Consider the following 13,203-nt stretch of genomic DNA (forward strand, 5'->3'; position numbering starts at 1 on the left):
AACCCCCATGTCCAACACCACCGGTCACGACCACAGCCACGACAGCCACAATCACGGCAGCCATGATCACGCCGGCCATCACGAGGATCACAGCCACGGCCACAGCCACACCGCCACCGGCACCCACGGGCACGGTGCAGCCGCCGGTGAGATCGCCGAGTGCCCGGTGATGGCCGGCAGTACGGTCCTGAAGTCGGACGCCGAGACGGCGGGCCTCGTCCGCGACTTCGAGGGCACCCGCTACTACCTGTGCTGCGCCGCCTGCGGGCCCTTGTTCGACGCCGACCCCGCGAAGTACGCCGCCGCGGCCTGAACCAAGCAGTGTCGGACCTGTCGCCAGACAGGTCCGACACTGCTTCCCGTACCCGAGAGGATGAGACCATGACCAACCCGCACGAGCACCGACCCGACCCGACGCATCTCGCCCAGCTCCACGCGCAGCACGCCGCCGCACCGATGGAGGCACCCGAGGCCAACGGGTCCGACCATGCAGACCATCATCACGTTCAGGCTCAGCCGACGGGTGCGCACGATCGGATGGGGGGTCACGCGACCGCGGCGTCCGACGGTGCGGCCACGAGCGACTCCCATGGCGGAAGCCACATGTCGCATGCGGGCCACGACGACCATGGCGCAGATGGCGAACACGGCGGTCACGGCGGTCACGGCGGTCACGGCGGTCACGGCGATCACGTCGGGCAGTTCCGTCGCCTGTTCTGGATCATGCTGGCCCTGGCGGTCCCGACGGTCGCGCTCTCGGGCATGTTCGCGATGATCGTCGGCTACACGCTCCCGGACATCCCCGGACTCGCCTGGGTCTCCCCCGTGCTCGGCACGGTGATGTACGTGTGGGGCGGCAAGCCCTTCCTGACCGGCGCTGTGAGCGAGATCCGCGCGCGCAAGCCCGGCATGATGCTGCTGATCGGCCTCGCGATCACCGTCGCGTTCATCGCCTCATGGGGCGCCAGCCTCGGACTGCTGCACCACGAGCTCGACTTCTGGTGGGAGCTCGCGCTGCTGATCGTGATCATGCTGCTCGGGCACTGGATCGAGATGCGCTCGCTCGCGCAGACCACCAGCGCTCTGGACTCGCTCGCGGCGCTGCTCCCGGACGAGGCCGAGCGTGTGGAAGGCGACAGCGTCGTCACCGTCGCGCCTGCCGATCTTGCGGTCGGAGACGTCGTCGTCGTCCGTCCCGGCGGCAGCGTGCCCGCCGATGGCAGCATCGTCGATGGACGCGCAGCCATGGACGAGTCGATGGTCACGGGAGAGTCGCAGACGGTCACGCGCACCATCGGCGAATCCGTCACCGCCGGCACCGTCGCCACAGATTCCGGCCTGCGCGTCGAAGTGACCGCCACCGGTGACGACACCGCCCTCGCAGGCATCCAGCGGCTGGTCACGGACGCGCAGAGCTCCTCCTCCCGAGCGCAGCGTCTCGCCGACACCGCCGCCGGATGGCTCTTCTGGTTCGCGCTCGGCGCGGCAGCGATCACCGCGATCGTCTGGACCCTCGTCGGTCTCCCTGACGCGGCGGTCATCCGCACCATCACCGTGCTCGTCATCGCCTGCCCCCACGCGCTCGGTTTGGCCATCCCGCTGGTGGTCTCCATCGCCACCGAGCGTGCCGCCCGCGGTGGCGTGCTCGTCAAGGATCGCCTCGCGCTCGAGAGCATGCGCACCGTCGACACGGTGCTGTTCGACAAGACCGGCACCCTCACCAAGGGCGAGCCGACGGTGACCGACATCGCCGTGATCGATGGCCACGACCCGGATCACGTGCTCGGTCTCGCCGCGTCCGCCGAGTCCGACAGCGAGCACCCGCTCGCCAAGGCGATCGTCCGCGCAGCCGCCGCCAAGGAACTCACCGTGCCGCGCAGCCGTGACTTCTCCTCCTCCCCCGCGGTCGGCGTCACCGCGACTGTCGACGGGGCGACTGTCCGTGTCGGCGGACCGCACCTGCTCACCGAAGAATCCGCGCACGAGCTCGAGGTCGCCGACCAGTGGCGCTCCGACGGGGCGATCATCCTCCACGTCATCCAGAACGGCCAGGTCATCGGAGCCCTCAAGCTCGCCGACGAGATCCGCGCGGAGTCGCGCGAGGCGATCGAAGCGCTGCACGCGCTCGACGTGCAAGTCGTCATGATCACCGGTGACGCGGAAGCCGTGGCACGTTCGGTCGCTGAGGAGCTGGGCATCGACCGGTTCTTCGCCGGCGTGCGCCCGGAGGACAAGGCCGCGAAGGTGCAGCAGCTGCAGCGCGAGGGCCGGAAGGTCGCGATGGTCGGAGACGGCGTGAACGACGCCCCGGCCCTCGCCCAAGCGGATGTGGGGCTCGCGATCGGCGCCGGCACCGATGTCGCGATCGCATCCGCTGGCGTCATCCTCGCCAGCGACGACCCCCGCTCCGTGCTCTCGGTGATCGAGCTCTCCCGCGCCGCCTACCGGAAGATGAAGCAGAACCTCTGGTGGGCAGCCGGCTACAACCTCATCTCCGTGCCGCTGGCGGCCGGCGTGCTCGCACCCATCGGGTTCGTGCTGCCGATGTCCGTCGGCGCCGTCCTGATGTCGCTCTCGACGATCGTCGTGGCGCTCAACGCGCAGCTGCTCCGCCGTCTCGATCTGCGGCCCGAAGCCACGACCCGAGCCGTTCTCCAGCAATGAATGCACCGGACCGGAGAGCATGATGACGGACACCACCACTCCCACAACCTGCGATCAGGGTGAGCACGGCTAGATCACCGACAAGGCCCGATACCTCGCGCGACTCCGGCGGATCGAGGGACAGGCACGCGGGATCCACCGCATGGTCGATCAAGAGCAGTACTGCATCGACATCCTCACCCAGATCTCCGCCCTCACCGGCGCGCTGCAGAACGTCGCCGTCGGGCTCCTCGAGGAGCACCTGCGCCACTGCGTCGCCGACGCAGCCCGTGCCGGCGACGACGTCGCCGAAGAGAGGATCCGCGAAGCATCGCAAGCCATCGGGCGACACATCCGCTGAACCACTCGATGGGGATGACTATCGGGCCCTCGATGGACGGCTTGTCGACTCCGACGTGCCCAGCGGCGCGGTCACGAAGTCCCGCCGCATCCCGAGGGTGGTGTCGGTGATGTGCATGGAAGTGGCCGCATCGGGGGCGCTCTCGGTCAGGGCGCGGATCGCGTCGATGGTCTCCGGCACGACGATGGCCTCGTTGAAGACCTGGTATGTGAGATACACCTCGTCGCCGTTCACGGTGACGAGGTCCTCCCAGAGCGCCACCTCCCACATGTCGCCTCGTGGTCGACCGAGGTCCCGCATGAGTTCGATCGTGGAGTTCAGCGCGACGAGTCCGTCCGACATTCGAATGAAGGCGATTCGCGGCGCGGCACGGAAGGCGTCGAGCACCTCATCCCTGGTTGCGTCCCTCGTCAGGTGCAGCGTCCAATAGTGGTTGTGCGTCTGCGTGTGGGCCCCCTTCGCCGCGATGGTGATGAGGTCGAGGTTCGGCAGCACGGTTTGCGCGTCCGGGCCCTGATGTGAGGGGATGGTCGCTTCGGGAACCATGGTGTTCATGATGCCGCCCAGGTGCGATTCCCACGGGTCGGTCGCGCGGCGGATGAGCACGCCTCGAGCCTTGGCGAGGAGGCCCGCGTCCTGGAGTGCGCCGAGCACGCGGACGATGCTCGTGGTGTTGCACGACACCACGCGGGTGCTCTCCCGGCCGAGGGCACTGTCGTAGTTCGCCTGCGCGACGAACGAGTGCCCGGTCGTCTCATGCGACTCTCCGCCTTGGAGCACGAACTTGACGCCGGCCTCCCGGTACCGCTCGACGTTCCCGGCCGCGATGTGCTTGGGAGTGGTGTCCACCACGATGTCGGCGCCGTCGATGAGGTCCTGCAGCGTTCCGGCGATGTCGAGTCCTGCCGCGCGCATGCCGTGGACCGCCTCGACAGTTGCGCCGAAGATGGGCGCCCTTCCAGCGGCGGCCCTGATGCGCCAATCGGTCGCGACGTCGGCGATGCCCACCAATTCCATGTCTGGTTGCAGCTTCACCGCATCGGCGACCCGCTTTCCGATCACTCCGTAGCCGTTGACAGCCACTCTGGTCGTGCTCATTGCTGATCCTTCCGGTTCGTGATGTGTCCTGCATCATTCAGTTGGGGTGTCGGCCACGCCTTTCGGTGGCACGTGTGACGCCAGCGGGAACTCCCGTGCTTCGCCTCCGGCGAGCAGCGCGTAGCGTCCTGTCACGCCGATCCGGACGGGCGGTGCGTTGCACGGCTGCAGGCACACCGACAGGAGATCGGTGCGCACGGACACGTCGATCCGATGACCCCGGTATCCGACCTGGAAGCATGCCCGTCCAAGATGGGCGGGCAATCTCGGGTCGAAGGTCAGCGCGTTCGCCTCGGTCCGCAGGCCTGCGAAGGCGCGGATCACGATGTCGATCGTCCCGGACATGGCTCCGAGGTGGATCCCTTCACGGGTGGTGCCGCCTTGGGTGTCGTCCAGGTCTGCGACCAATGCCTCGCGGAACGTGGACCAGGCGCGGACTTGGTCGAATCGCGACAGCACTGAGGCGTGCACGACGCGGCTGAGGGTCGAGCCGTCCGCGGTGCGGGGGAGGTAGTACGCGACCGTGCGTTCCAGCTGCTGTTCGGTGCACTGATAGCCGAGCCGATGCAGTTGGTCGAGCACGCCTACGGGTCCGAGGAGGTAGATCAGCATCAGCACATCTGCCTGCTTGGAGAGCTTGTACCGGTTGGTCATGTCGTCCTCGGCTTCGAGGATCAGGTCCAGCCGCCCGATGTTGCCGTACGCGGCTCGATAGCGGGGCCAGTCGAGTTCGAGAAGCTCTTCGTAGCCTTCGAACTGACTGATCACGCCATCGGCGTGGAAGGGCACGGCGAGACGGCCGCCGAGCCGGGACCACCGGCGGATCTCCGCCGGGGTGATGCGCAGCCGGCCGGCAAGGTCGTTACCGGGATGGCCCTGCAGCTCGCTCAGGGCATCGGCCGCGCGGTCGCAGAGCCAGGACAGCAGCACGTTGGTGTACGCGTTGTCGCGCAGGCCGGCGCCGGGTGCGTCCGGGTATCCGTCGTGGTACTCATCGGGTCCCATGACACCGTCGATGTGGTACCTGTCGGTGGCCGGGTCCCAGGCTGCCGACGACGCGAACATCCGGGTGACTTCGACGATGAGCTCCGCGCCGCGGGCGGCAAGCCAGTCCCTGTCGCCCGTGGCCTGGAAGTGCTGCCACGCGTTGAAGGCGACGGCGAGTCCGACATGGCGCTGACGAGTGGAGTTGTCCGGCATCCATCGGGCGGAGCGGGCGTTGTACAGCTGAGCGGGTGTCTCCTCCCGACCGTCGCTGCCGCTCTGCCAGGGGAAGAGCGCCCCCTCGAGGCTCTGCGTGCGGGCGGCGGCGCGGGCCTCATCCAACCGCCGCCAGCGGTACTCCAGGAGTGCATGACCGAGCTGTGGGCGCCGCATCCCGATGACGGGCATGACGAACAGCTCGTCCCAGAAGATGTGCCCGCGGTAGCCCTCCCCGTGCAGTCCCCGAGCAGGCACCCCGGCATCCAGGGCTGCGCTGTGTGCGGAGATCGTCTGCAGCAGGTGGAATACGTGCAGGTTGAGGATCAGACGGGACTGTCGGTCGGAATCGAGGGTGACCGCGAATCTGTCCCACAGGCGCCGCCATGCCGCCTCGTGCTCTGTCAGCAGTGCGTTGAAGCCGCCGTCGTGGCGGGAGAGCTTCGCCAACGCGGCAGTGCCCGGGGAAGCGATGGCACTGTCGCGGGAGGTCACCATGGCCGCGGTCTTGTCGATCGTGACCGGCTGACCATCGGCGAGCCGGAGGTCGAACTGCTGCGAGTGGGTTCCGCCATCGCGCTCGGCGTCGTGCGTCGTCACCGTTGCGCCATCGTCGAATGTCGTCCGGACCGCGAGGGCGATGCCGATCCGGCTTTGACTAGTGCTCACCTCGCACAGGACCGTGTCGTTGCTCGTCTCAGCGAAGGCAGGATCCGTCAGATGCCGCGTGCTGGCATAGGTGCGGACGTTGCCGTTCGTCACGGCTGCGTCGATGCCGATCCGAACGCTGGCGGTGCCGCTGAACCCGTCAGCCGTGATGGTGGTCTCCAAGCCCGCAAGGTGGGGGTTGTGCATGGAGACGAGCCGCCGTTGGACGACGGTGAGTCGTTCCCCGTCCTGCCCGGCCAGGGTGGCTCGGCGCGTCAGCACACCCCGGCGCAGATCGAGTTCGCTCCGCTCGTCCGAGAGTCCGATCTCCCCCGTCGACCACCACGAGCCATCGCCGATGCGGATGTCGAGAGGAAGCCAGTTGGGGACGTTGACCAGGTGCTCCTCTTCGAGCTCGCGACCATGGATCATGCCGACGGCACGGTTGTAGACCCCGGCCAGATAGGTGCCGGGATAGTGGACGTCGTCGTCGCGGCGCTCGGGGCGCACGCCCCGGGTGGCCATATATCCATTGCCGAGGGCCGTCAGCGCTTCGCGGTGGCCCTCGTGCGCTGGATCGAAGCCTTCGTAGACGAGTGTCCAGGCGTCGGTGCGGGTGGCGCCCAAGTCCAGTTCCGAGGCGTCCCCAAGGACGATGTCGGCGCCGGCCAGCTCCAGCTGCTCCCGATTCCCTGCCCGGTCGATGCCGACCACCAGACCGAAGCCGCCGCGGCTGCCGGCTTGCACACCGGCGACCGCGTCCTCGACGACGGCAGCACGTTCGGGTAACACACCGAGGCGGCGCGCGGCCTCGAGGAACATCGCCGGATCCGGTTTGCCCGGCAGGTTCTGGTCCGCAGCGGTCTGCCCGTCGACGATCACGTCGAACTCGACGTCGAGCCCGGCGGCGGTGAGTGAAGCGAGGGCGTTGCGGCTGGCGGTGACCAGACCCACCGGGATTCCTCCGGCTCGCAGCCGTTCAAGCAGTGCGACGGTCCCCGGGTACGCGGCGACGCCGTCGCGGCTCACGGCTTCCAGGAACAACGCGTTCTTGCGGGCACCGAGCCCATGGATAGACCACTCCTCGGGCCCGTCGTCCGGGCTGCCCTCGGGGAGCCGGACGCCACGCGAGGCAAGGAAGGCGACCACGCCATCCTCTCGCTGCCTGCCGTCGACGTAGCGCCGGTAGTCGGCGTCCTCGTCGAACGGGTGTGTTCCGGCAGCTCCGGAGAGTCGACGATCCTGGAGGACCTCATCGAAGAGCTGCTTCCACGCCGTCGCGTGCACGGTCGCGGTCTGGGTGACCACCCCATCCATGTCGAACAGGACCGCCTCGTAGGGCACCGCGACGCCATGCCCGGCCCGCTCGTCCCGGTGCACATGCCCGGCGTGACTCGACCGATCCATGCTAGACGGGCTCCTCCAGGGGTTCGTTCGGCGGCTGGTTGGCGGGCCCCGCCGCCGGCGACCACTGCCAGTTCCTGATCTCGGGCATGTCTTCTCCGTGGACGCGGATGTACTGGCGGTGCTCGAGCAGCTTGTCCTTCAGCTCCTCGCGCACGTGGGCGGAGGTGCCACGCAGCCGCGGCACCCGGTCGATGACGTCGATGGCCAGGTTGAACCGATCGATCTGGTTGAGCACGCACATGTCGAACGGGGTGGTGGTGGTTCCTTCCTCCTTGTATCCGCGGACATGGAAGTTGTGATGGTTGGTGCGCCGGTAGGTGAGCCGGTGGATCAGCCACGGGTAGCCGTGGTAGGCGAAGATCACCGGCGCGTCTGCGGTGAAGAGCGCGTCGAAGTCGCGGTCCGTCAGGCCGTGCGGATTCTCCGCGTCATCCTGCAGCCGCATCAGGTCCACGACGTTGACCACCCGGATCCGCAGGTCGGGGAAGCGCGTGCGCAGGATGTCGACGGCCGCAAGGGTCTCCATCGTCGGCACGTCCCCGGCGCAGGCCATCACGATGTCGGGTTCGGCGTCCGCATCCGAACTCGCCCAGTCCCAGATGCCGATCCCCTTGGTGCAGTGCACGACGGCGGAGTCCATGTCGAGGTACTGCAGTTGCGGCTGCTTGCCCGCCACGATCACGTTGACGTACTGGCGGCTCCGCAGGCAGTGGTCGGCGACGGACAGCAGCGTGTTGGCGTCCGGCGGCAGGTAGACGCGGATCACTTCGGGCTTCTTGTTGATCACATGGTCGATGAAGCCCGGATCCTGGTGCGAGAAGCCGTTGTGGTCCTGCCGCCAGACGTGGGAGGTCAGAAGGTAGTTCAACGATGCGACCGGTCGGCGCCATTCGATGCCGTTGGCGGTGTCCAGCCACTTGGCGTGCTGGTTGAACATCGAGTCGACGATGTGCACGAACGCCTCGTAGCACGAGAAGAACCCGTGTCGCCCGGTCAGCAGATAGCCTTCGAGCCAGCCCTGACAGGTGTGCTCGGACAGTATCTCCATGACGCGCCCGTCTCGGGCCAGATGATCGTCCTCCGGCACCGTCCGCGCGTTCCATGTCCGGTCCGTCGCTTCCAGCACCGCGCCCAACCGGTTGGAGTTGTTCTCATCCGGGGCGAAGACCCGGAAGTTGTCCGAGTTCAGTGCCATCACATCTCGCAGCATCTCCCCCAGCACACGCGTGGACTCGACCGCCCCGGTGCCCGGCTCCGTCACAGGAACGGCGTAGTCGCGGAAGCCCGGCATCCGCAGCTCCCGCAGCAGTACGCCGCCGTTGGCGTGCGGGTTGGCACTCATGCGTCGGATGCCCTCCGGGTGCAGGGTGCGGATCGCTTCCACCGGAGCGCCGCTCTCGTCGAAGAGCTCCTCGGGCCGGTAACTGCGCAGCCAGTCCTCCAGCACCTGTCGGTGACCGTCGTTCTCGCGTGCAGCGCTGAAGGGCACCTGGTGGGAGCGCCAGGAGCCTTCGACCTTCTTCCCGTCCACGTCGGCGGGTCCCGTCCACCCCTTCGGCGACCTCAGCACGATCATCGGCCAGCGGGGACGCTCGTCCCTGCCCTCTTCGCTGGCCCGGCGCTTGATCTCTGCGATCTCGTCCAGGCTGGCGTCCAGGGTCCTGGCGAAGTCCTGGTGCATCTGTTCCGGATCATCACCCTCCACGTAGTACGGCGTGTGGCCGTAGCCCCGCAGCAGGCTGTCCAGCTCATCCCGGTCGATCCGGTCCAGCACCGTCGGGTTGGCGATCTTGTAGCCGTTCAGGTGCAGGATCGGCAGCACCGTGCCGTCGCGGACCGGGTTGATGAACTTGTTCGAATGCCAGCTCGCGGCCAGTGGACCGGTCTCGGCCTCGCCGTCCCCGATGACGGCGGCGACGATCAGCTCCGGGTTGTCGAACGCCGCCCCATACGCGTGGGAGAGGGCGTACCCCAGTTCCCCGCCTTCGTGGATCGAGCCAGGGGTCTCGGGGGCGACGTGGCTGGGAATGCCGCCGGGGAACGAGAACTGGTGGAACAGCCGCATCATCCCGACGGCGTCCTGCGAGACGTTCGGGTAGGTCTCGCTGTAGGTGCCCTCGAGCCAAGCCGCCGCCACGGGGCCGGGTCCGCCATGCCCGGGGCCCATGATGTAGATCGTGTCCAGGTCGCGCTCCATGATCGCCCGGTTCAGGTGCGCGTAGATGAAGTTCAGTCCCGGGGTGGTTCCCCAGTGGCCCAGCAGTCGCGGCTTGACATGCTCCGGCAGCAGCGGCTCGCGGAGCAGCGGATTGTCCATCAGGTAGATCTGTCCCACCGACAGGTAGTTGGCCGCCCGCCACCAGGCGTGGATGCGATCCAGCTGCTGGGGGTCGAGGACGGGTACCGGACGGGGCTCGCCCTGAACATTCATGAGATCTCCTGCCTCTGCGGATATTCGGTCGTCACGGTGCTGGAACGGCTACCGTACGCCGCTGGGCTCCGGAAGCGGCTGACCCTGCTTCGCGCTGTCGGCGGCTTCCCCCGGCTCCGGCAGGCGCAAGCGCTTCAGCAGGAGCGCGTTCACGGCGACGATGACGCTGGAACCCGACATGGAGATCGCGGCGATCTCGGGGCTGAGCATGAGCCCGAAGGCGGGGTAAAAGACGCCAGCGGCGATCGGCAGCGCGATGACGTTGTACCCGATCGCCCAGGCCAGGTTCTGTCGCATCTTGCGCACCGTGCCCTTGCCGATGGTCAGCGCGATCGGGACATCCAGCGGGTCGGAGCGCATCAGCACGACATCGGCGGTCTCGATCGCCACGTCGGTGCCGGCGCCGATGGCGATGCCCAGGTCTGCCTGGGCCAGCGCGGGGGCGTCGTTCACGCCGTCCCCGACCATCGCGACCCGCTTGCCGGCCTTCCGCAGCTCTGCAACCTTGACTGACTTCTCGCCGGGCAGCACCTCCGCGATGACGGTGTCGATGCCGAGCTGCGAGGCGATCCGCTTCGCGGTCGCCTCGTTGTCGCCCGTCAGCATGACGACCTCGATGCCGGCCGCGTGCAGGGCCGCCACAGCGGGGGCGGCGGTCTCGCGGGCGGCATCGGCCAGGGCGATGACGCCAGCGGCCTTGCCGTCGACAGCGACGAGCACCGCAGTACGGCCGGTCGAGGCGAGCGCCTTCCGCTCCTCGTCCACGGGTGCCAGGTCGATGCCTTCGGCGACCATCAGCTTCCGGTTGCCGACGAAGACCTTCCTGCCGTGCACGGTCGCCCCGGCGCCGTGCCCGGGAACGTTCCGGAACGCAGTGGCAGCCGTCGAGCGGACGCTACGGGCGGCGGCAAAGTTGACAACGGCGCCGGCCAGCGGATGCTCCGACTCGCGTTCGACCGCGGCGACAAGGGCCAGCAGCTCGTCCTCGTCGATGCCATGCGCGATGAAGTCCGTGACTTCCGGCTCACCCTTGGTCAGGGTGCCCGTCTTGTCCATCACCACGACGTCGACGCCGGCCGCGGCCTCCAGTGCGGTGGCATTCTTGAACAGGACGCCGCGCTTGGCACCGAGACCCGTGCCGACCATGATCGCCGTCGGCGTGGCCAGGCCCAGGGCATCGGGACAGGTGATGACCACGACGGTGATCGCGAAGAGGATGGCCTGCGGAACGCCCGCGCCGGCGAGCCACCACGTGAGGAACGTGGCCGACCCTCCGATCAGCGCCACGAGCACGAGCCAGAACGCTGCGCGGTCCGCCAGCTTCTGGCCCGGGGCCTTCGAGTTCTGGGCCTCCTGGACGAGGGCGACGATCTGCGCCAGGGCGGTGTCCGCGCCGACCTTCGTCGCCCGGACCCGCAGGGTCCCGGTGGTGTTCACCGAGGCTCCGATCACCCCGGATCCTGCGGACTTGGCGACCGGGAGGCTCTCGCCCGTCACCATGGATTCGTCGATCTCCGACTCGCCCATCTCGACCACGCCGTCCGTGGGGATCTTCGAGCCGGGGCGCACCAGCATCAGGTCCCCAGGCATCACCTCGGCGGTCGGGAGCTCGATGGTCTCTCCGTCGCGGATCACCAGAGCCTTCGAGGGCGCCAGCTCCAGCAGCGTGCGCACCGCGTCGTTGGCCCCGCCCCTGGCTCGCATCTCCACCCAGTGGCCCAGCAGCACGAACGTCGCCAGGACGGTGGCGGCCTCGTAGAAGACGTCGCCGCCGCCGGTCAGCGTGACGAGGAGGCTGTAGACCCACCCTGCCCCCACGCCGACGGCCACGAGGACCATCATGTCGAGCGTCCGCGCCCTCAGCGCCCGGTAGGCACCGTCGAAGAAGATCCACGCCGAGTAGAAGATCACCGGCAGCGACAGGACGAGCATGAAGACGTCGTCGCGCAGGCCGAACGGCGCCGGGACGCTGAAGCCGAGGACCTCACGTCCGATGGGCGACCACAGGGTGATCGGCACCGACAGGATCGCCGCGACCAGGAACCGATTCCGCATGTCGCGGATCATCGACTCCATCGACACGCCGTGACCGCCTCCGTGACCCATGACCTCCTGCGCGTCGCGGGCGACGGGCTGGCGCTCGCCGACCGGCCCCATGTCGGCATGACCGGCGTGGGCCGAGCCGTCGGCCCGCTCAGCGCCCGCGCCGTCCTCCATCGGATCGCAGATGTGGTCCGGCACGGACTGGCCGGAGCAGTGATAGCCGCAGTCGCGGATCCACTCGGTCAGGTCAGCGATCGATGTCACCTTAGGGTCGAAGGTGACGTTCGCGCTCTGCGAGACGGGATTCGCTTCCACGCTCACCACGCCCGGCCGACGGGAGAGGCTCGCCTCCGCGATCGACTTCGACGAGGCCCAGTGGACACCCGCCACTTCCATCACGGCGGTCTGCGTCTTGTCACTCATAGCGCCCGTTCCCCTCAAGCATCGGTCGTGGGGTCCTGCATCACTCGGGACTGCGCCCCGATCGTGAGTATGCCAGCAGCAGTCGACGGTGGGCGGTCGACTGCTGCTGGCCGGCTCAGCCTGCAGCGGCTCGAATGGCGCGACGGGCCGAGGGATCGCCCTGTCGCGTCAGAGCGCCGAGAGCAGCTGCTCCATCTCGGCGATCTCCGCCTCCTGGTCCGCGACGATCTGCTCGGCCAGCTCGAGCGCCTCGGGGTTCTCGCCATCCTGCAGCTCGGACTGGGCCATCTCCACGGCGCCCTTGTGGTGCGCCACCATGAGCTCGAGGAAGCGGCGGTCGAAGTCGCCCCCCGAGAGGCTCTCAAGGTCCGCCATGGCCTCTTCCTGGCTCATGCCCTCCATGTCCATGCCCATGTCCATCCCGCCCATGGGCGCGGTCTCCTCGCCCCAGGCCTCGAGCCAGGAGGTCATCTTCTCGATCTCCGGCCCCTGGGCCGCGGAGATGCCCTCCGCGAGGGAACGGACCTCATCGCTCTCCGCCTGCTCGACGGCCAGGTCAGCCATCTCGATGGCACCCTCGTGGTGGACGATCATCATCTGGGCGAACATCGTGTCCGCGTCGTTGTGGGCCTCGCTGGCGTCCCCAGCTGCCGGCGCCGTCGACGCGGCACTCGTCGGTGCCGCGCTCGGCGTCGTGCTCGCCCCGCCGCTGCACGCGGCGAGCGTGAGGCTCACCGCGATGGCGGTGCCCGTGACGACACCGAGCTTGCGCATGTTCTTCATCATCTTCATCTCTCCTTGACAGGCATTCGCAGCGCGGGTTGTCCGCACAACCGAAGCGCGTAGCGGGTCCGCGAGGCTGCACGCGGTCCACCGCGGCGGCCCCCAGGGCGCCCGCACCGAGCTTCACTCTCATGTCTATCGCGGATCGGGAACCAGCCGTGCCCCG

General features: G+C 68.3%; 8 protein-coding genes. 3 read left to right on the forward strand and 5 right to left on the reverse strand.

Annotation, left to right across the window (positions count from 1 at the left end):
* Positions 1 to 7: 7 nt before the first annotated feature.
* The 3 genes from J1M46_RS10405 (at position 8) to J1M46_RS10415 (ending at position 3,004) form a co-directional block, all read left to right on the forward strand.
* On the forward strand, positions 8 to 313 hold the full coding sequence (locus tag J1M46_RS10405) for a hypothetical protein (protein ID WP_206448765.1): 306 nt from the start codon (positions 8 to 10) through the stop codon (positions 311 to 313).
* 68 nt (positions 314 to 381) lie between these two features.
* On the forward strand, positions 382 to 2,664 hold the full coding sequence (locus J1M46_RS10410; RefSeq protein ID WP_446698582.1) for a heavy metal translocating P-type ATPase: 2,283 nt from the start codon (positions 382 to 384) through the stop codon (positions 2,662 to 2,664).
* Between the two features lie 73 nt (positions 2,665 to 2,737).
* Complete coding sequence (locus J1M46_RS10415) at positions 2,738 to 3,004, forward strand: metal-sensing transcriptional repressor (RefSeq protein WP_206448688.1); 267 nt, start codon at positions 2,738 to 2,740, stop codon at positions 3,002 to 3,004.
* 18 nt (positions 3,005 to 3,022) lie between these two features.
* Here J1M46_RS10415 and J1M46_RS10420 read toward each other — a convergent pair whose 3' ends face one another.
* The 5 genes from J1M46_RS10420 to J1M46_RS10440 form a co-directional block, all read right to left on the reverse strand.
* Positions 3,023 to 4,102, reverse strand: a complete 1,080-nt coding sequence (locus tag J1M46_RS10420; protein WP_206447734.1) for a type II glyceraldehyde-3-phosphate dehydrogenase — start codon at positions 4,100 to 4,102, stop codon at positions 3,023 to 3,025.
* Positions 4,103 to 4,135: 33 nt separating this feature from the next.
* Positions 4,136 to 7,357, reverse strand: a complete 3,222-nt coding sequence (locus J1M46_RS10425) for a beta-phosphoglucomutase family hydrolase (RefSeq protein ID WP_206447735.1) — start codon at positions 7,355 to 7,357, stop codon at positions 4,136 to 4,138.
* A 1-nt stretch (position 7,358) separates the two neighbouring features.
* On the reverse strand, positions 7,359 to 9,788 hold the full coding sequence (locus tag J1M46_RS10430; RefSeq protein WP_206447736.1) for a phosphoketolase family protein: 2,430 nt from the start codon (positions 9,786 to 9,788) through the stop codon (positions 7,359 to 7,361).
* Positions 9,789 to 9,836: 48 nt separating this feature from the next.
* Positions 9,837 to 12,254 (reverse strand): heavy metal translocating P-type ATPase, encoded by a 2,418-nt coding sequence (locus J1M46_RS10435; protein ID WP_206447737.1) that lies wholly within the window; start codon positions 12,252 to 12,254, stop codon positions 9,837 to 9,839.
* A gap of 168 nt (positions 12,255 to 12,422) precedes the next feature.
* Positions 12,423 to 13,040: a DUF305 domain-containing protein gene (locus J1M46_RS10440; RefSeq protein WP_342384347.1), complete on the reverse strand. Its 618-nt coding sequence runs from the start codon at positions 13,038 to 13,040 to the stop codon at positions 12,423 to 12,425.
* Positions 13,041 to 13,203: the final 163 nt, after the last annotated feature.

Source organism: Agrococcus sp. KRD186 (assembly GCF_017168255.1).
In the GTDB taxonomy this organism is placed as follows: Bacteria; Actinomycetota; Actinomycetes; order Actinomycetales; family Microbacteriaceae; genus Agrococcus.